24 protein-coding genes and 1 pseudogene are annotated in these 22066 nt (G+C 63.2%); 10 read left to right on the top strand and 15 right to left on the bottom strand.

The features are described 5' to 3' along the window. Positions 1–13: 13 nt before the first annotated feature. Entirely contained in the window at positions 14–874 is an 861-nt protein-coding gene (locus NKH83_RS07945) for an SMP-30/gluconolactonase/LRE family protein (protein WP_352803094.1), read from the bottom strand. Between the two features lie 115 nt (positions 875–989). Here NKH83_RS07945 and NKH83_RS07940 point away from each other — a divergent pair, with 115 nt between their 5' ends. Then, a complete protein-coding gene (locus NKH83_RS07940) occupies positions 990–1790 on the top strand; it encodes a helix-turn-helix domain-containing protein (protein ID WP_352802347.1) in 801 nt (266 codons plus the stop codon). Between the two features lie 50 nt (positions 1791–1840). Here NKH83_RS07940 and NKH83_RS07935 read toward each other — a convergent pair whose 3' ends face one another. Genes NKH83_RS07935 through NKH83_RS07925 form a run of 3 tightly spaced genes read right to left on the bottom strand, consistent with a single transcriptional unit; the run spans position 1841 to position 3524 of the window. Further along, the gene (locus NKH83_RS07935) at positions 1841–2068 is read right to left on the bottom strand and encodes a hypothetical protein (RefSeq protein WP_254818031.1); all 228 of its coding nucleotides are present in this window, start codon (positions 2066–2068) and stop codon (positions 1841–1843) included. Positions 2069–2109: 41 nt separating this feature from the next. Next, positions 2110–3054 carry a CHAD domain-containing protein gene (locus tag NKH83_RS07930; protein ID WP_352803091.1) on the bottom strand — a complete coding sequence of 315 codons (945 nt, stop codon included), beginning with the start codon at positions 3052–3054 and terminating at the stop codon, positions 2110–2112. Next, positions 3051–3524, bottom strand: a complete 474-nt coding sequence (locus tag NKH83_RS07925; protein ID WP_352803088.1) for a CYTH domain-containing protein — start codon at positions 3522–3524, stop codon at positions 3051–3053. The genes NKH83_RS07930 and NKH83_RS07925 overlap by 4 nt, the downstream gene beginning before the upstream one ends. Before the next feature lie 88 nt (positions 3525–3612). On the opposite strand from NKH83_RS07925, the gene NKH83_RS07920 reads away from it, so the two are divergent. Genes NKH83_RS07920 through NKH83_RS07905 form a run of 4 tightly spaced genes read left to right on the top strand, consistent with a single transcriptional unit; the run spans position 3613 to position 7341 of the window. After that, entirely contained in the window at positions 3613–4329 is a 717-nt protein-coding gene (locus tag NKH83_RS07920) for a CerR family C-terminal domain-containing protein (protein WP_352477088.1), read from the top strand. Beyond that, entirely contained in the window at positions 4326–5279 is a 954-nt protein-coding gene (locus NKH83_RS07915) for an HlyD family secretion protein (protein WP_352803085.1), read from the top strand. The genes NKH83_RS07920 and NKH83_RS07915 overlap by 4 nt, the downstream gene beginning before the upstream one ends. Beyond that, a complete protein-coding gene (locus NKH83_RS07910; protein ID WP_352648439.1) occupies positions 5276–6196 on the top strand; it encodes an ABC transporter ATP-binding protein in 921 nt (306 codons plus the stop codon). Before NKH83_RS07915 ends, NKH83_RS07910 begins: the two co-directional genes overlap by 4 nt. An 8-nt stretch (positions 6197–6204) precedes the next feature. Beyond that, positions 6205–7341, top strand: coding sequence for an ABC transporter permease (locus tag NKH83_RS07905; RefSeq protein ID WP_352648607.1), 1137 nt, complete (start codon positions 6205–6207; stop codon positions 7339–7341). 35 nt (positions 7342–7376) lie between these two features. On the opposite strand, the gene NKH83_RS07900 is transcribed toward NKH83_RS07905, so the two are convergent. The 3 genes from NKH83_RS07900 to NKH83_RS07890 form a co-directional block, all read right to left on the bottom strand. Beyond that, on the bottom strand, positions 7377–8030 hold the full coding sequence (locus NKH83_RS07900; protein ID WP_352802339.1) for a glutathione S-transferase family protein: 654 nt from the start codon (positions 8028–8030) through the stop codon (positions 7377–7379). Positions 8031–8122: 92 nt separating this feature from the next. Beyond that, positions 8123–9100 carry a threonine/serine dehydratase family protein gene (locus NKH83_RS07895; RefSeq protein WP_352803081.1) on the bottom strand — a complete coding sequence of 326 codons (978 nt, stop codon included), beginning with the start codon at positions 9098–9100 and terminating at the stop codon, positions 8123–8125. Between the two features lie 201 nt (positions 9101–9301). After that, entirely contained in the window at positions 9302–9619 is a 318-nt protein-coding gene (locus NKH83_RS07890; protein ID WP_254818024.1) for a hypothetical protein, read from the bottom strand. A 180-nt stretch (positions 9620–9799) separates the two neighbouring features. Here NKH83_RS07890 and mbfA point away from each other — a divergent pair, with 180 nt between their 5' ends. Beyond that, on the top strand, positions 9800–10783 hold the full coding sequence (gene mbfA / locus NKH83_RS07885; protein WP_352476817.1) for an iron exporter MbfA: 984 nt from the start codon (positions 9800–9802) through the stop codon (positions 10781–10783). Positions 10784–10789: 6 nt separating this feature from the next. On the opposite strand, the gene NKH83_RS07880 is transcribed toward mbfA, so the two are convergent. The 3 genes from NKH83_RS07880 to NKH83_RS07870 all read right to left on the bottom strand — a co-directional run bounded on the left by NKH83_RS07880 (position 10790) and on the right by NKH83_RS07870 (position 11776). Further along, positions 10790–11134 (bottom strand): antibiotic biosynthesis monooxygenase family protein, encoded by a 345-nt coding sequence (locus tag NKH83_RS07880; RefSeq protein WP_254818022.1) that lies wholly within the window; start codon positions 11132–11134, stop codon positions 10790–10792. After that, positions 11131–11463 carry an NIPSNAP family protein gene (locus tag NKH83_RS07875; protein ID WP_352803077.1) on the bottom strand — a complete coding sequence of 111 codons (333 nt, stop codon included), beginning with the start codon at positions 11461–11463 and terminating at the stop codon, positions 11131–11133. Before NKH83_RS07875 ends, NKH83_RS07880 begins: the two co-directional genes overlap by 4 nt. Before the next feature lie 97 nt (positions 11464–11560). Further along, positions 11561–11776: a DUF1127 domain-containing protein gene (locus NKH83_RS07870; protein ID WP_352803074.1), complete on the bottom strand. Its 216-nt coding sequence runs from the start codon at positions 11774–11776 to the stop codon at positions 11561–11563. Between the two features lie 68 nt (positions 11777–11844). On the opposite strand from NKH83_RS07870, the gene NKH83_RS07865 reads away from it, so the two are divergent. Next, a complete protein-coding gene (locus NKH83_RS07865; RefSeq protein ID WP_352803071.1) occupies positions 11845–12519 on the top strand; it encodes an ArsR/SmtB family transcription factor in 675 nt (224 codons plus the stop codon). A 123-nt stretch (positions 12520–12642) separates the two neighbouring features. Here NKH83_RS07865 and ligD read toward each other — a convergent pair whose 3' ends face one another. The 3 genes from ligD to NKH83_RS07850 all read right to left on the bottom strand — a co-directional run bounded on the left by ligD (position 12643) and on the right by NKH83_RS07850 (position 16655). Continuing rightward, a complete protein-coding gene (ligD, locus tag NKH83_RS07860) occupies positions 12643–15144 on the bottom strand; it encodes a DNA ligase D (RefSeq protein ID WP_352803069.1) in 2502 nt (833 codons plus the stop codon). A gap of 9 nt (positions 15145–15153) precedes the next feature. Further along, on the bottom strand, positions 15154–16005 hold the full coding sequence (ku, locus tag NKH83_RS07855) for a non-homologous end joining protein Ku (RefSeq protein WP_352803066.1): 852 nt from the start codon (positions 16003–16005) through the stop codon (positions 15154–15156). A gap of 143 nt (positions 16006–16148) precedes the next feature. Beyond that, on the bottom strand, positions 16149–16655 hold the full coding sequence (locus NKH83_RS07850; RefSeq protein ID WP_352803063.1) for a YciE/YciF ferroxidase family protein: 507 nt from the start codon (positions 16653–16655) through the stop codon (positions 16149–16151). A gap of 408 nt (positions 16656–17063) precedes the next feature. Between NKH83_RS07850 and NKH83_RS07845 the strand changes: the two genes are divergently transcribed. The 3 genes and pseudogenes from NKH83_RS07845 to NKH83_RS07835 all read left to right on the top strand — a co-directional run. After that, on the top strand, positions 17064–17210 hold the full coding sequence (locus tag NKH83_RS07845; protein WP_254818015.1) for a hypothetical protein: 147 nt from the start codon (positions 17064–17066) through the stop codon (positions 17208–17210). Positions 17211–17404: 194 nt separating this feature from the next. Further along, the gene (locus NKH83_RS07840) at positions 17405–17848 is read left to right on the top strand and encodes a thiol-disulfide oxidoreductase DCC family protein (RefSeq protein ID WP_352803060.1); all 444 of its coding nucleotides are present in this window, start codon (positions 17405–17407) and stop codon (positions 17846–17848) included. Positions 17849–17898: 50 nt separating this feature from the next. Continuing rightward, positions 17899–19494: pseudogene (locus tag NKH83_RS07835) on the top strand (saccharopine dehydrogenase family protein); the annotation flags it as partial. Between the two features lie 44 nt (positions 19495–19538). Here NKH83_RS07835 and NKH83_RS07830 read toward each other — a convergent pair. Next, positions 19539–19922, bottom strand: coding sequence for a DUF1850 domain-containing protein (locus NKH83_RS07830; RefSeq protein ID WP_352803057.1), 384 nt, complete (start codon positions 19920–19922; stop codon positions 19539–19541). Beyond that, complete coding sequence (locus NKH83_RS07825) at positions 19919–22015, bottom strand: TRAP transporter permease (RefSeq protein ID WP_352803054.1); 2097 nt, start codon at positions 22013–22015, stop codon at positions 19919–19921. Before NKH83_RS07825 ends, NKH83_RS07830 begins: the two co-directional genes overlap by 4 nt. Between the last annotated feature and the right edge of the window lie 51 nt (positions 22016–22066).

The following is a 22066-nucleotide window of genomic DNA, read 5'->3' as shown; positions in this document are numbered from 1 at the left end:
GGCAACTGCCGGCTTAGTCGAGTCCCAACGCTGAGACCTCGCCCTCGTTCATCAGCGGCACGAAGATTGTCGACTTGCCATCTGTGCCGATATCGGCGCTGCCCGGCTTGAACGTCGCAACCACTTGCGGCGTACCGCCGGCTTTGTAGCGGTAGAGCGTGCCGGTCATATAGGCAGTGGCGTAGATGCTGCCGCCGATGGCAACGACGCCATCGAGGTTGGCGAAGTTTTCCGCGCCAGCCAGAGGCGAAACGGCCTTGGTGGCGAGATCGACCGAGAGCAGGCCGCCCGGCTCCGCGGTGCTGAAGTCGGGCTTGATGCCCTTGCCCCACGAAGCGACGATCAGCCGGCCGCCATCGGCGAAGATGCCATTCGGCGAAGCGAGCGCCGCATCCTTGATGAACAGTTCGAGCCGGTCGCCGTCGATGCGATAGATCGTATCGGCAAGCATATCCGTGACGTAGACCTTGCCGGATGCGTCAGCGGTCATGTCGTTGAGAAAGACAGCGTTCGGCACGTCGATCGTCGACGCTAGCTTGCCGCTTTGGAGATCGACGACGCGCACATGGGTGATGTCGGCGACGTAGAGTTTGCCGCCGGCAATCGCCATGCCCTTGGGCGCGTCCATGCCGTCGGTCCAGTGTTGCGTGACCAGCTTGCCGTCCATCGACAGAACCGACAGATAGCCGTTGCCGTCGGCTTCGCCGGGATTGCCGACGATGTTCGAGACGATAACGCGCTGGCCGGCGGCGTCGAACAGCGCCGATTCAGGTTGCTCGAGGCCGCCGGCGCGCCAGAGTTCAGTGGCCTGAACTGCCGGCGCAGTCGCGATGCCGAAGATGGCGAGAAGTATCGGTGTGAAGAGGCTTTTCATGGCTAGTCTCCTGTAATGGACTGGCGGAGAGCTAGGCCTTTCGATACTTTCCGGGAAGATCTATCGGGACTAGTACCGAAGGTTGATACCAAATCGTGCAAAAGAGGTGCATCCCATGAACGGCCTGATCTTCGACGCGCTGAAGCGGACGCTGAAGGCCAAGGGCGTAACCTACCGCGTCCTTGCCGAGCGCATGGGCGTTTCCGAGCCGACTGTGAAGCGCATCTTCCACGAGCGCAACTGCAAGCTCGACCGGCTGATGGAGATCTGCGCTGCCGCCGGCGTGGAGTTGGAGAACGTGCTCGGCTCTATGAACAGAGGACCAGGACCTGCCAACCACATCGCGCCGGAGATCGAGCGCAAGCTCGCCGGCCGGCCGGCACTGCTGTTCATCTTCGTCATGCTTTCGGAAAAATTTACGCCCGAAGGTATCATGCGCTCACAGGGGTTGAGCGAGGCTTCGATGTTCCTCTATCTGCGAGACCTCGAGGAGTTGGGGCTGGTCGCGCTCGGTCGCGGCCTGTCGGCCAGGCTGCTGGTCGAGACGCCAATCCAGTGGAATTTCGACGGGCCATTGCGGCCACTGTTCGAGGTGACCAACAAGAACTTCATCGGCTGGGCCATCACGCATCTGGAGCGCGAGGCGACATTCGTCAGCTTCTCCAGGCGGATGCGGCCCGAGACGGCGGAAATGGTCAGGCGGGAGGCGGAGGAACTGGCCGAGCGCGCCAAATTGCTTGCGCATCACGATCAGCACACGACGCCGGAAGACGGGTTGATCGGCTACAAATGGACCTTCGCTTTCGGCGCGACGCCATTCCCGGCGATCATGCCGATTGGACCGCATCCGCGCGACGCCGGCGCGCGGACACCCGGCCGGGCCGCCGCAAAGACACGACGGCCGCTGCCGGCCTAGCCGCCACTCTGAACCCTTGTTTCGGCGTTGGTAATCCTGGGGTTGTCGTCTCAAATCATCTGCCGGTAGTCGAAACCATATTCGAGGGTCGGCTTGACGATGCGGAAATAGGGCGACAGGTCGAAGTCGCGCGGCGTGTAGAGCGAGTGATGGCAGGATTTCCTTGCGCGAATAGCGTCCGACGGCGTGTAAGGCTCGTAGCCGGACGATTCCTCCTGCAGCCGGCCGGCAAGCCAGCGGCCAAGTCGGTCCAGAAGCGTGTCGCCGGGCTCGGTCATTCCAGACGGCGATTATCACAGGGCGGCAAATTACACCATGATCAGCCCACGCCAGGCGCGCCGGCGTCTTCGTGCGATACCGCTGTGAGGTCGTCGCGCACCTTGCGGGCAAGCTTCCTTGTCGAGCGCTTCGGACTGTCGCCGAAAAGCTCGCCCGCCTCGGCGAGGCAGGTTTTTTTCAGGCTCTTTTCCGAGCGCTTCAGCAGCTTGGCAAGCAACCGCGTGTCCTCAGGGGGACCGAGCGGCTGGTCCTCGGCATCGAGAAGCGCGCGCATGACGAACACGTCGTGCAGTTCGCCGAGCCGCTCGCCCAATTCATCGACGGCCTTGCGCCGGGCCTTGATCGGCGTCGGCCACAGCCGGCCGAGCAGCGACAGGTGCATGCCATGCGTCTTGGCCGCCTTGCGCAGGTCGTGAAAGTCATCGGCTTCGCCGCGCGAAGCCGCCTTGTCCAGCGCTTTCCTGGCGCGGCGCAAAGTGGCGCGCGCGCCTTCGGCGAGCACGTCGGCAGCCTGCTCCGGCTGGTCGGGCAGAGCGAGCTTGTCAATCCGGCCGACACCTTCCTCGCAAGCGGCGATCGCCGCGCCTATCGCAGTATCGAGGCCTGCTCCGCCATGCAGTTCATGCAGGCGCGCGACGAGCCGGTCGCGAACGGCATCGAGGCCACCGCCGGCACTTTGCTCGGGAAAGCTTGCCGCTAGCCGGTCGATTGTTTCCACCAGTGCGGTCGCCTCGCGCGGGCCGGCAAGCAGGGCCGCCACCTGGCGGTAGCATTGATTCTCAGTCTCGCAGAATGTTTCGTCTCCGGAACGGACAAGGCGCAGCAAGGCGCGGACGTTCTTCAGCCGTTTGCGACAGTTGTGCAGCCCCTGTTCGGGCCTGTCACGCGCGGCGTCCAGATGGACAAGCGCCTTGCCGATCTCCTCGGCGAGAATGCGTCTGATCTCGCCGCTCAGCGACATGTGCGGATCGATACGAAAGCTCATGCGACGATCTCCGCAATCCCCCCAAGGGCGAGCGACGCGTTGTAAAATCTCGACTCGCCGGTGACTTCACGGCCGAGCCAATCTGGCAGCATTTCGTCCGGTACAACCTCCGGCGTCTCGAGCTCGGCGATCACCAACCCCGCAAGCGTCCCGCCGAAGACATCGACTTCGTAGAGATAGCCGCGGTGTCTAACATGATGGCGTGTCTTCTCGATGACATGTCCGATGGCAAAGGCCTGCATCTCCTGCGCCTCCGCCAAAGGCACCGGATATTCGAATTCATCGCGCTGGCGTGCCTGGCTGCCGAACTTGAGCGTCAGCTTGGCGGCGGCATCATTGCTGATGCGCACACGCACCGTACGGCTGGGTTCGGCGACAAGGTAGAATTGACGGATATGAATGTCCGCCTCGACCATTGCCCGCCATTCCTCACCTGAGACCAGGAATTTACGCTCGATTTCCTTGCCCATGGCCATGCACTAGAGCGCGCACGGCCAGAGTTGGCAAGCCGCTTGATCGCAGTTGACTTTAATCATTCGATTGATTAAATTATCGATGATGATCAAATCGCCCAGCGCCAGCAGCCTTCCTCATGAGGCGCCCAAGACCGCCGCAGATATGACGCGGACGGCACTCGTGCGCGCGGCGCTGAAGCTGTTCGGACGCCAGGGTTTCGACGGCACGTCGACGCGCCAGATCGCGGCTGAGGCCAAGGCCAATATCGGCTCGATCGCCTATCATTTCGGCGGCAAGGAAGGGCTCCGCAACGCGGCAGCCGACTACATCGTCGACACCATCCAGACCGTTGCCGGCCAGGCGATCGGCAATCTGCAGGCGCCGGTCGCGGCATTGGCGGACACCGAGGCCGCGCGGGCACATTTAGCCGTCGCACTGGAGCGCATGGTCGCCTTCATCGCGGCAAGGCCGGAAGCAGGCGAGATTGTACAGTTCGTCCTGCGCGAGCTGTCGCATCCTACCGCGGCGCTCGACCGTATCTATGACGGCGTGTTCGAACCGGCGCATCGCCGGCTCTGCCTCATCTGGGAACAGGCGACGGGCGAGCCGGCCGAGAGCGAGCGCACAAAACTCACCGTATTCACGCTGATCGGCCAGGTCGTCTATTTCCGCATCGGCCGCGAGGCGGTTATGCGCCGGATGGGCTGGCGCAAGATCGGCGATGATGAGGCCGGCAAGATCGCGGCAACAATAACCGACAATCTCAGCGCGATTTTAGCTCGGCGCGATTTGGCTGTCCGGAAGGATCGTGGATCATGAGCCTGCTCTGTTCTTTGCCGCTTGCCGCCCAGCTTTTCAGCGCCTGCGCGCCGGCAGCACCGCTCGCCGTCGGCTACGTCGAGGGCGACTACGTCCTGCTCGCGCCGATCGAGGTGGCGCAGGTCGAGACGATTGCGGTCAAGCGCGGCGACCGCGTCGCGCCCGGCACGCCGGTGGTGACGTTGGAAAACGCCGACGCCAAGATCGCCATCGCACAAGCCGAGGCGGCCCTTGCGCAGGCCCAGGCGCAACTTGCCGACCTGCAGGTCGGCAAGCGGCCGGAAGAGATTGCGGTGCTCAAGGCGCAGGTCGACATGGCCAAGGCGCAAGCCGCCGACGCCAAACGCCGTTACATCCGCGCCAGCGATCTGTTCAAACGCGGCACCGGCACGCAGGCCGACTACGACACGGCTTCCGCGACGCTGGAGACGGCCAACGCGCAGGTCGGCCAGGCGGAGGCCAATCTCGCCGTCGGCGGGCTGCCGGCACGGCCCGAGACGATCAAGGCCGCCGACAATCAGGTCAGGCAGGCGCAGTCGGCGCTGGAGCAAGCGCAATGGCGACTGTCGAAGCGCGTGCTGACGGCGCCCGCGCCCGGCCGGGTCAACGATGTCATCCGCTATCCAGGCGATACGGCCGGGCCGACCGCACCGGTCATCTCCATACTGCCGGATGGCGCGGTGAAGCTTAGCGTCTATGTGCCGGAGAGCGCGTTCTCCTCGGTCGATGTCGGCACGCTGCTCAACGTCCATTGCGACGGTTGCGGATCGGGCGTGAAGGCTCGCGTCAGCTACGTGTCACCGGATCCGGAATTCACGCCGCCGGTGATCTACTCGCTCGAGACCCGGCAAAAGCTGGTCTATCTGGTCGAAGCGCGGCCGGAGGGCGACGCCAGCGCATTGCAACCCGGGCAGATCGTCGACGTCGATCTGGCGGACATCGGAAAATGAACGTCATCGACGTGCACGGCCTGGTCAAGCGCTTCGGTGACAAGACCGTCGTCGACCATGTAACGATGACGGTGGCCGAGGGCGAGATCGTCGGCTTCCTCGGGCCGAACGGCTCAGGCAAGACGACGACCATCCGCATCATGTGCGGCTTGCTGACGCCGGATGAGGGGGAAGGCACGGTTCTGGGCTTCGACATTCGCACCGACAGCCTGCGGATCAAGCGCGAAGTCGGCTACATGACACAGAGATTCTCGTTCTACGAAGACCTCACGATCGGCGAGAATCTCGAATTCGTGGCACGGCTTTACCGGCTGAAGCCGCTCGACGGGCATGTGGCTAAGACGCTTGAGGAGCTCGGCCTGACATCGCGCAAGAACCAGCTGGCCGGTACGCTGTCGGGCGGCTGGAAGCAGCGGCTGGCGCTGGCCGCCTGCATCATGCACAAGCCGAAATTGCTGCTGCTCGACGAGCCGACGGCGGGTGTCGATCCGAAGGCCAGACGCGAATTCTGGGACGAGATCCACCGGCTGGCGAGCGGCGGCCTGACCGTGCTGGTCTCCACCCATTACATGGACGAAGCCGAGCGCTGCCACCGCATCAGCTACATCTCCTACGGCAAGATGCTGGCCACTGGCACGGTCGAGGACGTGGTGAGGAATGCCGGGCTGACCACCTTCGTCCTGCAAGGGCCACGGCTCGATCAGGTCGCGGCCGCACTTCATGGCCGCGACGGCGTCGACCAGGTGGCGCCGTTCGGGGCGACGCTGCATGTCGTCGGTTCCGACAGGAAGGCGCTTCAGGCAGCGCTCGCCGATGTCGAGAAGGAGCACAAGGGCGTCACGGTGTCGCCCGGCGAGACCAGCCTGGAGGACGTGTTCATCCAGTTCATGTCCGGTTCGAAGGACAACATGGGATGAAGAACGGGATAAACAGCATCTTTTCCTTCGCCAGGCTAGGCGCGCTGCTGATCAAGGAGTTCATCCAGATGCGGCGCGACCGCATCACCTTCGCCATGATGCTCGGCGTGCCGCTGATGCAGCTGGTGCTGTTCGGCTATGCCATCAACAACGATCCGAAGAGCCTGCCGGCAGCGCTGGTGGCGATGAGCAGCGATCCTTACACGCGGGCCATGGTTGCGGCGCTGCAGACCACCGGCTATTACCGCTTCGACCATGTTGCGCAAAGTGCCGCCGAAGCCGAATTCCTGATGGCGCGCGGCGATGTCGCCTTCGTCGTCACCATTCCCGCCGATTTTGCCCGACGGGTCGAGCGCGGCGACAGCCCGCAGATCCTGATCGAGGCGGATGCAACCGACCCGGCCGTCGCCAGCGGCGCCATCTCGACGCTCGGCACCGTCGCCAACCAGGCGCTGCTCAGGGCACGCGGCATGCAGGAGACGGCGGCCGAAGCTGCCCGGGGCCAGCTCCAGGTGGTGGTGCACCGGCGCTACAATCCGGAAGCCGTCTCGCAGTACAACATCGTGCCCGGTCTGCTCGGCGTCATCCTGCAGATGACGATGGTGATGATGACCTCGATCGCGCTGACGCGCGAGACCGAGCGCGGCACGATGGAGAACCTTCTGGCGATGCCGTCCAGCCCGCTCGAGATCATGCTGGGCAAGGTGCTGCCCTATCTGGCGGTAGGCGCCGTGCAGGTGGTGGTGGTGCTGGCGGCCTCGAAGCTTCTGTTTGCCATACCCTTCACCGGATCTATGTCGCTGCTGTTGACGGCGGTCCTGATCTTCGTCTTGGCGCTGGTGCTGCTCGGCTACACGATTTCGACGATCGCCCGCACGCAGATGCAGGCCCTGCAGCTCACCTTCTTTTTCTTCCTGCCGTCGATCATGCTGTCCGGCTTCATGTTCCCCTATCGCGGCATGCCGGACTGGGCGCAAGTTTTCGGCGAAGTGCTGCCGCTGACGCATTTCCTGCGCATTATCCGCGCGGTGATGCTGAAGGGCGCCGAGCTGCCGGCAGTGGCAACGGAGATCGGCTGGCTGGTGGTGTTCGTGGCGCTGTTCGCCGGCATTGCGCTGGTGCGGTTCCGCCGGACGCTGGATTAGGGTCGACGCAATCAGCTTGCGCAAATGATCGAGAATCACACGGCCTTGGCCTGGCCCGGGACCGGTGTCAATTCAGGTGCATTGAGCCCTTCGAAGGGATCGCGCCAAGCATCGATTTCTTCAAGCTGCCGATACCAGCGGCCGACAGAGGGATAATCATCGAGAGGCAATCGGGCGACGTCGTTGAAGGGCAGAAACGTCGCCATTCGAAAGTCGGCGTAGGAAACCGAATTTCCGACCAGCCATTCTCGCTGGGAAAGCTCAGCATCAAGTATTGCAGCGGCGGTACTGAAGTCCCTCAGGCCCTCCTCAACCCGTGCCTGATCGATCGGGCCGAGCCCATAGCGCTGTTTGGTCCCGCGTTCGAAATGAACTACATCGCAGGCTCTTGCGAAGTTCTCTTTGCCCCAACTCAGCCACCGGATCATCTCGGGCTCATCGTCGCCGGTGCGCCAAAAATGCGAATGCGTGTCGCGTGAAAGCCGGCAGGCTATGGCATCGGCCTCCCAGAGGCTTTTTCCCAAGTCCACAAGGATGGGCAATGAAAGATTTGGATTGAGCGGCCGAAAGCGCTCGGCCTGCCCCGGAGCGAAGGGGGAGGCGAATTCGAACTCGACCTTGGCATTGAGATAACGTGCCACGGCGACCGCGAGGCGAGGATTGGGATTGCGGCTGAAGAACAGTTTCATTGATCTCAGTCCTTGAATGGGACCGGTTCGACCGGACGCAACGGAGGCTCGAGCGCCTCGAACCTGCACATGACCTGCAACTGGTTGCTATCTTAGCTGGCAGCAATGATCTCGGCATAGGTGCTGAAATCGACATTGCCGCCGGACAGCACCACGGCCACGCATTTCCCGGTAAAGTCGATCTCGCCTGACGACAGCGCGGCCAAACCGACGCAGCCGCCAGGTTCGACCACCAGCTTCAGGCGAGCCATCGCGTCGCGCGTCGCCTGGGCCACCGCCTTGTCGGAAACGGCGATGGCGCCCGCGAGATTCTTGCGGTTAATCTCGAAAGTGATCGCACCCGGCTCGGCGACGAGAAGGGCATCGCAGATCGAGGTGTGGCCGGGCGCGTTCGACACCCTGGCGCCTTTGACCAGCGAGCGGCGTGTGTCGTCGAAATGCTCGGGTTCCACAGCCCAGACGGCGGTGTCCGGCGAGGCGTCCTTGATCGCGATCGAAATGCCGCTGCTCAACCCGCCGCCGCCGCAGGGAACCACCACCGCATCGAGGCCGACGCCAAGCGCTTTTGCTTGGCGCACCAATTCGAGGCCGATCGTGCCCTGGCCGGCGATGATGGCCGGATCGTCATAGGGCGGCACCAGGACCATGCCCTTTTCCACGTAAGAACGGACAACGGCAGTGCGATCGTCGCGGACCCGGTCGAAGGTGATCACTTCGGCGCCCATCTTCCTGACATTGCCGACCTTCATCGCCGGCGCATCGGCGGGCATGGCGATGACGGCCTTGACGCCGAACATCGCCGCTGCGGCGGCAACGCCTTGCGCGTGATTGCCCGACGAGAAGGCGACGACGCCGCGGGCGCGTTCTTCCGCCGAGAGCGAGGAGAGCTTGTTATAGGCACCGCGGAACTTGAACGAGCCGGTGCGCTGCAACGTCTCCGGCTTGAACAGGATCCTGGCGCCGAAGCGCTTGTTCAACTCCGGCGATTCGATCAGCGGCGTTTCGACGATCAGTCCGGACAATCGCGCTGCTGCGCTGTGAATATCGGCGATGCCGGGAGGGATGGTCATGGCTGGGGTCCTGCAAGAAATGAGACCGCCTATGGTGCACGGAAAGGGAGGCCGCGCACCAATGAAAAAATGTGACCGTTACAATTCGACTTGGAGGCAGGAGTGGGGCGTGACTGTCACCCACCGCCGCCTCCACCCTCCGCTATGCATTCGTCACTTCAATCGACAAATCGTTGCCTGGCCGGCATTGCCGGCCGCTCCTCATCCCAACAACGTCTTTTGCCGTTTGGGACCGCCCATCTTGCGCCAGGTGTTGAAGCGATGGGTGGCAGCAGCGAAGGAGATCTTCATCTGCTGAGCAACCGAATAGCGCGACTTGCCCTCGTCGAACAGGCGGTAGCAGCACTCGACGCCCTCCTCGGTCAACTTGCCGTCGGGAGCCTTGTTGTGCGGATTGGCGGGATCGAATTTTTCGACCTGCTGCTCGACCAGCCCTTTCAGGCGCTGCAAGTCCGCCTCGATGTTAGCGATCAGGTCGAGAACCGGCTTGGGGTCAAACGGCTGCTGTTGTTCCGGCATCTGCGGGTTCCTTTCTCTTGGTTCAGATTCGATTATATAGGTGAACGTTTGCCGATAGCAAACGATGCCTCGTTCGGTTTCTACGTCGATACTTTTGAGCAGATGAGTGGAGCGGGTGCGATTGACCGAGGATGTGCGAAGCTCTAGTTTAGAACTATTCTAAACTGGGGTGAATTTCTCATGCTTTCCCGCGTTTTCGGCTTCGGCCGCCGTCCGTTTGAATCTCTCTCGGAGCAGGAGATCCTGGCGCTCGCAATCTCCTCCGAGGAGGATGACGGGCGCATCTATCGCGCCTATGCCGACGGGCTGGCGGAAAGCTTTCCGCAATCGGCCAAAGTGTTCGAGGAGATGGCGGAGGAAGAGGACGGCCATCGCGACGCGCTGATCGAGCTTTACCGCAAGCGTTTCGGCGAGCGCATACCGCTGATCCGGCGCGAGCATGTGAAGGGTTATTACGAGCGCAAGCCGGACTGGCTGGTGAGGCCGCTCGGTATCGATCATGTGCGCAGCCAAGCCGAGGCCATGGAGCGGCAGGCCTACCTGTTCTATATCGAGGCGGCCAAACGCACAGGCGATGCCTCGACGAGAAAGTTGCTCGACGATCTGGCGGTGGCCGAACAGGGCCACGAGACACTGGCGCAGCGGCTGGAGCAAAAGCATATATCGGGCGCGGTCAAGGACGAAGAGGCGGCAGCCGAGCAACGTCAGTTCATCCTGACTTACGTGCAGCCCGGGCTGGCCGGGCTGATGGATGGCTCGGTGTCGACGCTGGCGCCGATCTTTGCCGCGGCCTTTGCCACACACGACACGTTCCAGACCTTTCTGGTAGGGCTTGCCGCCTCGATCGGCGCCGGTATCTCGATGGGATTCACCGAAGTGGCCTCCGACGACGGCAAGCTATCCGGCCGCGGCTCGCCGGTAAAACGCGGGCTGACCGTCGGCGTCATGACGACGCTGGGCGGGCTCGGGCACGCGCTGCCCTATCTCATCCCGCTTTTCTGGACGGCGACGATCGTCGCCGCGATCGTGGTGTTCTTCGAACTTTGGACGATCGCCTTCGTACAGAACCGCTACATGCAGACGCCATTCTGGCGCGCCGCCTTCCAGGTGGTGCTGGGCGGCGCGCTGGTGTTTGCGGCAGGGGTGCTGATCGGGAATGCATAGCAGTCGCTACCCATTCACCGCCCGGCTGTCTGCTGGCGCCTCGGCGCGTTCGGTCAGGCCGTAGTCGCGCATGACATGGGCGATGCGCAAACGGTAGCCGGCAAAGATGCCGCCGCGCCCAGCCCTCTGCGCCTGCCGATGTTCCTGCGTGTTGCGCCAGGCCTTCACCGCATCCTCGTCGCGCCAGAAGGACAGCGACAGGATGCGGTTCGGATCGGCAAGGCTCTGGAAGCGCTCGATCGACAGGAAACCGTCGATGCCGTCGAGCAGTGGGCGCAGATCGGCGGCGATGCCGAGATAGGCATCGCGCATGCCCGCCGCCGGCTCGACCTCGAAGATGACGGCGATCATGGCTTCACCAAAGAAGCATGTGGCCCGGACGCCAGCTTGAGGAAGACGCGGTCCTCCTTCAGGATAAATTTTTCCCGCCGGGCGAACTCGTAATTCGCCTTGCCGGCGGGATCGGCGGCGAGCCGGGCGCGGTAGGCTTCGTAGGCCGCAAGACTGTCGATGTTGTAGGCGGCATAAGCCCTGGTGGCCGAGCCTTCGTGCGGCGCGAAATAGCCGATCAGATCGGCGCCGCAGCGCGGGATCGCCTGCCCCCAATTGCGTGCATATTCCTCGAACGCCGCCTTGCCGAACGGATCGATCTCGTAGCGGATGAAGCAGGTGATGGTCATTTTCGCCTCCTTGGCAGTGAATGTTTTCTGGCGGTTACAGTTCGAGCCGGGTCGAAACGTTCCGAAGATCGATATGCTAGGCAAATTCGCTGGACGGTCAGGTTTGCCAGAAGGATTTCGCGCATTCGCGGCGGACGTCTTCGGGTGTCAAGCCAAGGTCACGCAGCAGATGATCGTCGATCTCGGCGAGGTCGAGACGCTGCAAATGATGGTCGTACCACCGCTTCAGGAGCCGCAGCCGCAAGCGGCGCAAGACAATGAACGGGAACGGCCGGCGAGCAGGCGCGGCGCCGAGAATGGTCCTTGCAGGCATTGTCGTCTCCTTGATTTGCATGGAGATTAATGCTTGTCTGACGAGGATGCTTCGATGAGGAACGAACCATGCGCGAAGGACCTGACATAGCCCGCATTGCCAGCCTGGTGGGCGATCCGGCGCGGGCAAACATGCTGTCCGCACTGATGGGCGGCACGGCACTGACGGCGAGTGAACTGGCACTCGAGGCCGGCGTGTCGCTTCCGACAGCGAGCTCCCATCTGTCGAAGCTGATGGAAGGCGGGCTGCTGACGCTGGCAAGCCAGGGACGGCATCGCTACTACGGCCTCGCCGGCCTGCAGGTAGCAGGCATGGTCGAGGCGATCACCGGTGTTGCCGCCGCGGTCGGGCCGCAACGAGTGCGGCCTGGCCCACGCGACGCCGCCATGCGCGTGGCGCGGGTCTGCTACGACCACCTAGCCGGCGACCAGGCGGTGGCAATGCTGGACCGTCTCGTCGCCCGACAAGTGCTCCTGCGCAATGATGAGGAGATCCGGCTTGGGCCGTCGGCCGCCTCGCATTTCGCGGCGATCGGCATCGATGTCGAGGGCAAGGCGCGGCGACCGGTGTGCCGGGCCTGCCTCGACTGGAGCGTGCGGCGTTCGCACCTCGCCGGCACGCTGGGCGCCGCCATTCTCGATAAGATCCTCGCCGAGAAATGGGCGCGGCGCGAGAAGGACAGCCGTGCGGTGATCTTCTCGCCGACAGGCAAGCAGGCATTCGAGAAGACGTTTCTCGCCTGATGGCTCGCTTCGACGCACCAGAACGGCCCGTCGTCTCTACGGAAACGCCGAACCGCTCTATCTTTTTTGTTTTGACGCAATTCCGGACGGGAAATCGTTCCACACACTTTTCCTGGAATTGCTCTAGCCGCGCTTGAGCGGCTTGGCCTGCTTGAAAAAATCCTCCCAGGGATCGGCTTGCCCAAGCCGCTTCAGCGTCGTCTTGTCGCCGATCGGAAAGGCGTTCGGCGGCAATCCGGCCTCGATTTCCGCCCAGGTCACCGGCATTGATACAGTGGCGCCTTTCTTGGCGCGCGACGAATAGGGCGCGACCGTGGTCGCGCCACGGCCATTGCGCAGATAATCGACAAATATCCTGCCGGTGCGCGCCTTCTTCGACAACGTCGCCGTGTAGCGGTCGGGTGCGGCTTGCTCGAGCGCTCGGGCGAACTCATGGGCGAAGCCTTTGACCTCGTCCCAGTCCGCCGACGGCTTCAGCGGGACGAGGACATGATAGCCCTTGCCGCCCGAGGTCTTGACGAAATTAGGCAGGGACAGTTCGTCGAGCCGGCTGCGGATGTCGAGCGCCGCGGCAAGCACCGCCTTCACGTCGACACCCTCGTCGGGATCGAGATCGAAGATGATCTGGTCTGGTTTTTCCAGCTCGTCCGTGGTCGAGCCCCAGATGTGGATCTCGACGACGCCAAGTTGAACGAGGGCCACGACACCGTCGAAATCGCGGATGAACAATATCTCCTCGCCGTCGGTGGGATCCTTCATCACGGCGATCTTGTCGTGCATGCCGGCCGAGGCATGCTTCTGGAAGAACCGTTGGCCGCCAACACCGTCCGGCGCCCGCACGAGGCTGAGCGGCCGGTTGATGACGAATCGCTTCATGCGCGGCCAGACCAGCGCGTAGTGATCGACCAGATCCTGCTTCGATACGTTCTCCTCGGGCCACAGAAGCTTGTCGGGGCGGGACAGCGTAACCGAGGTTTTCGCCGTGGCCACGGGTTTGGCGGGCTTTGGCTTCGACTCTGCCGGGGCTGAGCGTGCTTTCGGTTTCTCCTGCACGACTTCCTCCGCCGGCTTGTCCTCGCGCAATCCCTGGAACGATGCGTGGCGTATTATACGGTCCGACGTCCAACTGCGAAACTCCACTTCGCCGACAAGTTCGGGCTTGACCCAGACCAGCCCCTTACCCCTTGGCACCGCCCTGTCGAAGGGCGAGGTTGTCGTCTTCAGCGCATCAAGCCGCTTCTTCAGCTCGTTGGTGCTTTTGGCCGTGAAGCCGGTGCCGACGCGGCCGGCATAGCGCAGCTTGCCGCCCTCGTGATAGCCGACCAGCAGCGAGCGCAGGCCGCGCCCGGTCTTGTCCGACGGCATGTAGCCGCCGATGACGAATTCCTGGCGCGCCGTACATTTCGACTTCACCCAGGACGGGACCCGGCCGCTGCGGTAGGGCGCGTCGGCGCGCTTGGAGACGACGCCTTCGAGCCCCAGCCGGCAAGCATGCTCCAGCATGATCTTGCCGGGCTCGGCAAAGTGGTCGCTGAAGCGCACGGCCTGATCCTCAGTCTGTCCGGCGAGCAAAGTGCGCAGCCTTTCCTTGCGCTCGACCAGCGGCTCGGAACGGATATCCTCACCGTTAAGACGCAGCAGGTCGAAAACGTAGTAGATGAAGCGATCCGTGCGGCCCGCCGACAGATCTTGCTGCAGCAGCGAGAATGACGACACGCCATTATCCGCCAGCACGACGATTTCGCCGTCGATGATAGCATCGGTGCATTTCAGGCCGCCAAGTGCCGCGACAATTGCGCCACCGAATTTGTCGGTCCAGTCGAGGCCGGCGCGTGTCAAAAGCCGCACCTCGGTGCCGGCAAGCTGCGCCTGCATGCGATAGCCGTCGAACTTCACCTCATGCAGCCAGTCCTTGCCGGGCGGGGCGTCCCGCTCCAGCGTTGCGAGCGCCGGTTCGATGAATTCGAGCCGCCTTGCCGCGACGGCCTTCGCTTTGCTGGCGGCCGGCCTGTCGGACTGCCAGACGCTTGGCTTCTTGCCGTCGGCGGTCTTGCCTTCGCCGACCTCCTCGATGGTCAGGCCGGATTTCACCGATTGCGGCGCCTCCTGCAAAATGTCCTCGCCCGGACGCGCGGCGGCATCGTCGGATTTGATCAGCAACCAGTTGTCACGCTTTTCGCCCGGACGCGGCTTCAGCCGCACCAGATGCCAGGCGCCATGCAATTTGTGGCCATGCAGTTCGAAACTGATATGGCCTTTCTTCATCGCCTTTGCCGGGTCGCCATCGGGGACCCAAGTTCCCTCGTCCCAGACAATGACCGAGCCGCCGCCATATTGGTCCTTCGGGATAGTGCCTTCAAACGGCGCATAGTCGATCGGGTGGTCCTCGACATGCACGGCGAGCCGCTTTTCGTGCGGGTCGAGGCTCGGGCCCCGCGTCACTGCCCAGCTCCACAGGACGCCGCCATGCTCGAGACGAAGGTCGTAGTGGAGCCTGGTGGCGGCATGCTTGTGGATGACGAAGATGCCACCTGGCTCGGCTTTCTTTCCGCGCGAAACCTTGCCGGCCGGTTCGGTGGTCTTCTTGAAATTGCGCTTGGCGTGATACTGCTCGAGGCTGGCCATGGTCCGATCCTAAGCAGATTTGCGCCGAGCGGCTTTGGACTTGGCGCCCTTTGCCGGGCGTCCGCCCTTTGCCGGCGCACCGGCTTCCGACGAAAGGCTCTTCTTCAGTGCATCGAAGAGATTGACGACGTTGGAGGGCCGTGGTTCCGCCTTTGTCTTCGGTGCCTTCCTGCCGGCCTTCTTGGCGCGGACCAGCTCTATCAGGGCGTTTTCGTATTTGTCCTCGAATTCGGAAGGATCGAACTTCGCCTGTTTCTCATCGACGATGTGTTCGGCCAGCCTGATCATCTCGGCGTCGGTCTTCACCGGCTTGATGTCGCCGAACACCATCTCGGGCCTGCGAACCGTATCGCCATAGCGCAGGGTCGTCAGCAGCAGACCCTTGCCCAACGGCTCGATGACCACCGGACGTTCGCGGCGATAGAGCACGATACGGGCCAGCCCCGCCGTCTTCTTGGCGGCCATGGCGTCGCGGATGACGGCGAAGGCCTCTTCCGAGACCTCGTCCGCAGGCGTCACATAATAGGGCGTATCGAGATAGATCTGCTGGATCGAGGATTTTTCGATGAAACCATCGAGGCTCATCGTGTGCGAGGATTCAATCTGCACGGCTTCGATCTCCTCCTCCTCGATTTGGACGAAGTCGCCGTCGCCGATCTCGTAGCCCTTGATCTCGTCCCCTTCATCGAGCGGCTTGCCGCTTGCCGAATCGACATAGACGCGCTTGACGGTATTGCCGGTCTTGCGGTTGAGCACGCGGAACGAGACTTTCTCCGCCTGGGTCACGACATTGGTCAGTTCGACGGCGCAAGTGACCAGCGAAAGCTTGAGATATCCTCTCCAGGCGGGGCGCGGCGCCATGACAAACTCCCTGCGCGACAAGGTTCAACCGATAACGGCGTCCAACCGAGAACGGCCAAAGCCCGTTCCGGTTCCGGCGGCGCAAAAGGCAAGTCCGGGCTTTCGGCCCGGCCTTGCCTTGAACTCAATTCTCTATCGCTGCCCTACTCGGCGGCTTGCAGGTTGATCTTGCTTTCCGCTATCTCGGTAAGCTTACGGTCGGTCGCCTGCTCCTCCTTGAGATTGTTGGCCAGCACATTGGCGCAGTCGCTGCGGCCCAGTTGCTTGGCCCAGGCAATCAAGGTGCCGTAACGGGTCATCTCATAATGCTCGACCGCCTGGGCAGAGGCGATCAGCGCAGCGTCGAGGACCTCCTTGTCGGCGATGTCGCCGCTGAGGTCGTCGGCCTCTTCGAGAATGCCGTCGATGGCCGGGCAGTCGACCTGCTTGGCCTTCACGCCGTGCAGTTCGAACACCTGCTCGACACGCTGGATATGACCCTTGGTCTGGGCGAGATGTTTCTCAAAGCCGGCTTTCAGCTGCGGATCACTCGCCTTGTCGATCATCTTCGGCAGCGATTTCTCGATCTGTTTTTCAGCGTAATAGATGTCGCGCAGCGTGTGCACGAACAGGTCATCGAGTGTTTTGATATCCTTCGAAAAGAAGCCCATGGCTTTTGCCTTTCCATTGCTCTTGCAGTTTCGGATTTTTGGCTGCGGCCCAACCCGAGCACCACAGCCTGCGGAACCGGTTCGTCCCGGCACTGGGAAATCAACGTGCGGCTGACGGGCGGGTTCCTGGTTTTCCGGCCGCGTGCACGGAAATTTCGCGGTCCAGCAAAAAGCTGAAACAAAATCGCGTCTCAGCGACATTCAGGCGAAACATATGTGATGCAAAAGTCACACTGGGCGAAATGCCGACGGACTGCATGGAAACACCGCGAATCAGCCGCATTCCAGCCATGAACGAAGGCATTTTCGACCAGAGATTAACATCGCGTTCACCGACTATTCACGCCTGGACGCTATGATCCCCGCAATTCGGAAGGGACATCCGAAACGGGACAGGGACCGAGTAAAATGAGCTTCTGGAATCACATCGCCGGCTATGCTGCCGCCATCCGCGAATTCGTCGCACCGACCTATCGGCCCGAGCGCTATTACATGCGCGGCCCAGGCCCCGCCTGCGCGCGCCGTGGCAACACGCTTGGGATCAGCGTGCACTGATGATGAGCATGGAGAGCCGTCACGACAGCCGGATATGCCGGCCCGACGCCGACAATCGGTCAACGACCTATCGCGCCGAGCGCCCTGCGCTGACCGACAGACGGCGTGCGACAACGCCAAGCCTTCAGCAGTCTGGGCTTTGATCCAGCCGCCGGCAGGTCTAGTGTCGCCTGACACCAGCTGCCGGGCGTCACGTGATCGTCAAGCCGAACCATTCTCCTGAGCCGCCAGAATTCGAATCAAGTCGCCCGTTGATCGTGTTCGACGGTATTTGCGTGTTGTGCTCGGGCTTTGTGCGCATGGTGGTTAAGCTCGACCGCAAGGGCCGCTTCAATTTCGCAACGGCGCAGTCGCCCTTCGGCGAGATGCTGTTCAAGAAATCCGGGCTGCGAACGGATCGCTACGAGACCAATCTCGTCATCGTCGATGGCGCCGTTTTCATCCGCCTGGACAGTTTCGTTGCCGTCATGGCCGAACTCGGCTGGCCGTGGCGGGCGGCGCGGATCCTGCTGCTGTTGCCGCGCCCGCTTCGCGACTGGCTCTACGACCGCATCGCAAAGAACCGCTACGCTCTGTTCGGCAAGAAGGACAATTGTGAAATCCCTTCCGCCGAGGTGAGGGCAAGGTTGATCGGCTAGGCTCATTGCCGTGGCCGGGAGCGGCGCGGGGCATTTTGGGGGAACTGCGGATGAAGGTTCTTGTCGTCGGCGGCTATGGCACCTTTGGCGGTCGCACCGTCGAGCTTTTGGAGGGCGAACCGCGTCTGATCCTCTTCGTCGCCGGGCGCTCGCTTGCCAAGGCTGACGCTTATTGCGACAGGCGTGCGCCGACAGCAGCCCGGCTGGAGCCGGCCCTGTTCGACCGTGACGGCGATCTCGCCGCGCAACTCGCTGCATTTGAGCCTGATATTGTAGTCGACGCGAGCGGCCCGTTCCAGGCCTATGGCGAGGGACGCTATCGCCTGATCGAGGCCTGCATCGCCCGGCGCATCAACTATCTCGATCTAGCCGACGGCTCGGATTTCGTCGCCGGCGTCTCTGCGTTCGACGAGGCGGCGCGAAATGCAGGGGTTTTCGTGCTGTCCGGCGTCTCGAGCTTTCCGGTGCTGACGGCCGCGGTTGTGCGCCGCCTGTCGTCGGACCTGACGCGGGTCGACGGCATTCGCGGCGGCATCGCGCCGTCGCCCTTTGCCGGTGTCGGCGGAAACGTCATTCACGCTATCGCCGGTTATGCCGGTCAGCCGGTGCGGCTTGTTCGTAATGGCCGTCCGGAACAAGGCCGTCCGTTCACCGAACAACTGCGCTACACCATCGCGCCGCCGGGCCGGCTGCCGCTTCGATACACGCTGTTTTCGCTTGTCGACGTTCCCGACCTGCGCGCCTTGGCCGAGCTTTGGCCCGAGGCGAGGACCATCTGGATGGGAGCCGGGCCGGTACCCGAGTTGCTGCACCGCGCCCTGATCTGCCTCGCCTGGCTGGTGCGCGCCGGATTGATCGGTTCGCTTTTGCCGCTGGCGCCGCTGATGCATCAGGCAACGAACCGGCTGCGCTGGGGCGAGCATCGCGGCGGCATGTTCGTCGAGGTGGAGGGATCTGACCGGGCGGGCGCCATCGTCAAGCGCTCGTGGCATCTCTTGGCCGAGGGCAATGATGGGCCGCTGATCCCGTCGATGGCGGTCGAAGCGCTGGTCCGCAAAGCACTGGCCGGACATCAGCCCGCGCCGGGCGCACGGGCGGCGGTGCGCGATTTGGAGCTCCGGGATTATGAAGCGCTGTTCGCCGGCAAGACAATCTACACCGGGTTCAGGAATGAGCCCGCTGACAGGGACAAGTCGCTTTATGCCGTCTTGCTCGGCGACGCCTGGCATGGCCTGCCTCGGGAAATCCGCGCCATGCACGATTGCACAACAATGGCGGCAGGCCGCGCGCGCGTCGAACGCGGGCGCAATGTTCTTGGCCGGCTAATGGCCCGGATGGTCGGCTTCCCCGGGGCAAGCGAGGACATCCCGGTTGATGTCCGCTTCGACACCGAGAAGGACGGCGAGACCTGGACGCGGACATTCGGCAAGCACAGTTTTTCTAGCCTGCAGTTTGCAGGCCGGGGTCGATCGCAGCGCCTGCTGTGCGAACGCTTCGGCCCGCTGACCTTCGCGATGGCGCTGGTTGCCGAGGACGGCCGGCTGGCGCTGGTCTTGCGCCGCTGGAGCTTTTTTGGCCTGCCGCTGCCGATGTGGCTCGGTCCACGCTCGACTTCCTACGAAACGGTGGAGGATGGCCGCTTCCGCTTCCACGTCGAGATCTCGCATCCACTTGCCGGCATGATCGCCTGCTACCGCGGCTGGCTGGAGCCCTCCGGCCCGCACGGCTCCAGCGAGATCGTGTCGCCTGCCAGCTTAGCCAGTTCGCGGCAGTCCTGCGCCGTGCACAGCGTCCAACCCAGACCCGTAGCGCCCGACGCGGCGAGCACGAGGCGCCGCTGTGGCCCGACCTTGGGCGCATAGACCCACCAGCCGTTTCTCAGCACCGAGCCTTGCGGCGGCTCCATCCCGGCGCCCGATCCCTTGATGCGGGCCTCGACCAGCTGCAGGCCGGACGGCAGCACCTTCCAGTCTTCCTGCCACTGGGTCTTCTCCACCGAATGCACCCAGGAGAGCGTGAAGGCAGCGACCGCGAGCGTCACCGTCTTGCCGGCCGCGGCGATGCAGAGGCTCATGCCGAGTTGGCCAGCGAAGCCTGCCGCGCACGCCAGCAGTGCCAGCCGATCCAGGCAAGGGACAGCGCCCAGCCCGCCTCGTCGGTAAGCGGCAGCGCCGCAACCAGCAGCACGCCGGCGGCGAAGGCGACGAGGCGTTCCCACCAGGCCATGCGCCGGGCCAGAAATCCGACGGCAGCGGCGCCCCACAGGACTATGCCCATGCAGGCTTTGATGACGATATAGGCGACCTCGACGGGATAGCCGAACTGGGCGGCGATCGGGCCGGGGTCCTGCAGCATCAGCGCCGGGGTATAGACCGCCATGAACGGCACAACGAAGCCGGCAATAGCAAGCTTGGTGGCCTGGATGCCGATCTTGAGACCGCTTTCCTTGGCCATGGGTGCGGCGGCGAAGGCGGCCAGCGCCACAGGCGGGGTGAGATCGGCCATGATGCCGAAATAGAAGACGAACATATGGCTGACCACCAACGGCACGCCGAGCGACAGCAGCGCCGGCCCGGCCAGCGACGAAGTGATGATGTAGTTGGGAATGGTCGGTATGCCCATGCCGAGCACCAGACAGGTGAGCATGGTCAAAAGCAGCGACAGGAACAGATTGTTCTCGCCGATCGAGATGATCCAGCCGATGAAGGTCGAGGCGATGCCGGTAAGCGTCAACGTGCCGATGACGATGCCGACGATGGCGCAGGCAATGCCGACCGGCAGCGCGTTCTTTGCTCCCTCCGCAAGGGAATCGATGCATATGCGCAGCGTCTCGCGCCCGCCCTTGAACGTGAGGCAGGCGACGACCAGCACGGCGATGACCAGGCTGAGGATGTCGACGCCGAATTTCATGAAGGAAGCCGCGGCAAGCCCGAGCGCCAGCCAGAAGACGATGCGGAAGGCGAGCGGCCCGATCGATGCTGCCAGCGGCGTGCCGAGGATGAGCACGATGGTCAACGCGAGGCCCATGGTGCCGGCGAACACCGGTGTGTAGCCGGCAAACAGCAGGTAGATCAGTGCTGCGAGCGGCAGTACCAGCGGCCAGTGCTGTCTCACCGCATCCCACGGATTGGGCAGGTCGGCCTTGGCCATGCCGTGCAGTCCGGCCTTCCCGGCTTCTAGGTGCACCTGCCAGAAACAGGCGCCGAAATAGAGCAGCGCCGGAATGATTGCCGCCTTGACCACCGCGGCATAGGGGATGTTCAGGGTCTCGGCCATGATAAAGGCAACCGCTCCCATCACCGGCGGCATGATCTGGCCGCCCATCGACGAGGTCGCCTCGACGGCGCCGGCGAAAGCCGAGCGGAAGCCGAAGCGCTTCATCAGCGGGATGGTGAACTGGCCGCTGGCCACCACATTGGCAACGCCGGAGCCGGAAATGGTGCCCATCAGCGCCGAGGACAGCACGCAGACTTGCGCCGGGCCGCCGCGCCATGAGCCGACCAGGCCAAGCGCAAAATCGTTGAACAGCGCGATCATGCCGGCGCGCTCAAGAAAGGCGGCGAAGACGACGAAGATGAAGATGTAGGCGGCCGAAACATAGATCGGCGTGCCGTAGATGCCTTCGGTGCCATAGGCGAAGGTGTCGACGAGTTGGGCGAAATCATAGCCGCGATGGATGAAAGGCGGCGGCAGATGATTGCCGGCAAATGCGTAGGCGAGAAAGATGAAGGCAATGACGGCGAGCGGCAGCCCCATCAACCGCCGTGCCGCCTCGAAGACCAGCACGACCAGCACCGCGCCGACGATCAGGTCAGGCGTGGTGAGAAAGCCGGAGCGGCGGATGAGGTCGGCATAGAACACCCAATTGTACAGACCGGTGGCGAAGCCAAGCACGCCGAGCGTCCAGAACACTGCTTTCGCCGGGACGCTTTTGGCGCGTAGATTGGCGATTAGGGCAAAGCCGAGCAGCAGCAGGAAGCCGACATGCATGGCGCGTACGACCTGGCTCGGCAGGCTGCCATAGGCGGCGATGTAGATCTGGAAGATGGAGAAGGCGATGGCGATGAGAAAAGCCGCCTTGCCGGCGATGCCTTCGCCGAAGCCCGGCGGCAATCCTTCGACAGGAGCTTCCGCTGTGGGGGAAAGAACGGTCGGGGTTGCGGTCATTGGCGGGGTTCCTGGCGGGGCGATCCCCTCCCCGAGGGAGGGTGCGGAGCG

It is taken from the genome of Mesorhizobium sp. M0909, assembly GCF_040319515.1.
Taxonomy (GTDB): Bacteria; Pseudomonadota; Alphaproteobacteria; order Rhizobiales; family Rhizobiaceae; genus Mesorhizobium.
The sequence above is the reverse complement of the archived record's forward strand: the minus strand, read 5'-3'. Positions and strand labels throughout refer to the sequence as shown.

Excerpts from the sequence above, each read along its gene's own strand:
- NKH83_RS07945 (WP_352803094.1), bottom strand. The coding sequence starts at position 874 with ATGAAAAGCCTCTTCACACCGATACTTCTCGCCATCTTCGGCATCGCG.
- NKH83_RS07940 (WP_352802347.1), top strand. The coding sequence starts at position 990 with ATGAACGGCCTGATCTTCGACGCGCTGAAGCGGACGCTGAAGGCCAAG.
- NKH83_RS07935 (WP_254818031.1), bottom strand. The coding sequence starts at position 2,068 with ATGACCGAGCCCGGCGACACGCTTCTGGACCGACTTGGCCGCTGGCTT.
- NKH83_RS07930 (WP_352803091.1), bottom strand. The coding sequence starts at position 3,054 with ATGAGCTTTCGTATCGATCCGCACATGTCGCTGAGCGGCGAGATCAGA.
- NKH83_RS07925 (WP_352803088.1), bottom strand. The coding sequence starts at position 3,524 with ATGGGCAAGGAAATCGAGCGTAAATTCCTGGTCTCAGGTGAGGAATGG.
- NKH83_RS07920 (WP_352477088.1), top strand. The coding sequence starts at position 3,613 with ATGATCAAATCGCCCAGCGCCAGCAGCCTTCCTCATGAGGCGCCCAAG.
- NKH83_RS07915 (WP_352803085.1), top strand. The coding sequence starts at position 4,326 with ATGAGCCTGCTCTGTTCTTTGCCGCTTGCCGCCCAGCTTTTCAGCGCC.
- NKH83_RS07910 (WP_352648439.1), top strand. The coding sequence starts at position 5,276 with ATGAACGTCATCGACGTGCACGGCCTGGTCAAGCGCTTCGGTGACAAG.
- NKH83_RS07900 (WP_352802339.1), bottom strand. The coding sequence starts at position 8,030 with ATGAAACTGTTCTTCAGCCGCAATCCCAATCCTCGCCTCGCGGTCGCC.
- NKH83_RS07895 (WP_352803081.1), bottom strand. The coding sequence starts at position 9,100 with ATGACCATCCCTCCCGGCATCGCCGATATTCACAGCGCAGCAGCGCGA.
- NKH83_RS07890 (WP_254818024.1), bottom strand. The coding sequence starts at position 9,619 with ATGCCGGAACAACAGCAGCCGTTTGACCCCAAGCCGGTTCTCGACCTG.
- mbfA (WP_352476817.1), top strand. The coding sequence starts at position 9,800 with ATGCTTTCCCGCGTTTTCGGCTTCGGCCGCCGTCCGTTTGAATCTCTC.
- NKH83_RS07880 (WP_254818022.1), bottom strand. The coding sequence starts at position 11,134 with ATGATCGCCGTCATCTTCGAGGTCGAGCCGGCGGCGGGCATGCGCGAT.
- NKH83_RS07875 (WP_352803077.1), bottom strand. The coding sequence starts at position 11,463 with ATGACCATCACCTGCTTCATCCGCTACGAGATCGATCCGTTCGGCAAG.
- NKH83_RS07870 (WP_352803074.1), bottom strand. The coding sequence starts at position 11,776 with ATGCCTGCAAGGACCATTCTCGGCGCCGCGCCTGCTCGCCGGCCGTTC.
- NKH83_RS07865 (WP_352803071.1), top strand. The coding sequence starts at position 11,845 with ATGCGCGAAGGACCTGACATAGCCCGCATTGCCAGCCTGGTGGGCGAT.
- ligD (WP_352803069.1), bottom strand. The coding sequence starts at position 15,144 with ATGGCCAGCCTCGAGCAGTATCACGCCAAGCGCAATTTCAAGAAGACC.
- ku (WP_352803066.1), bottom strand. The coding sequence starts at position 16,005 with ATGGCGCCGCGCCCCGCCTGGAGAGGATATCTCAAGCTTTCGCTGGTC.
- NKH83_RS07850 (WP_352803063.1), bottom strand. The coding sequence starts at position 16,655 with ATGGGCTTCTTTTCGAAGGATATCAAAACACTCGATGACCTGTTCGTG.
- NKH83_RS07845 (WP_254818015.1), top strand. The coding sequence starts at position 17,064 with ATGAGCTTCTGGAATCACATCGCCGGCTATGCTGCCGCCATCCGCGAA.
- NKH83_RS07830 (WP_352803057.1), bottom strand. The coding sequence starts at position 19,922 with ATGAGCCTCTGCATCGCCGCGGCCGGCAAGACGGTGACGCTCGCGGTC.
- NKH83_RS07825 (WP_352803054.1), bottom strand. The coding sequence starts at position 22,015 with ATGACCGCAACCCCGACCGTTCTTTCCCCCACAGCGGAAGCTCCTGTC.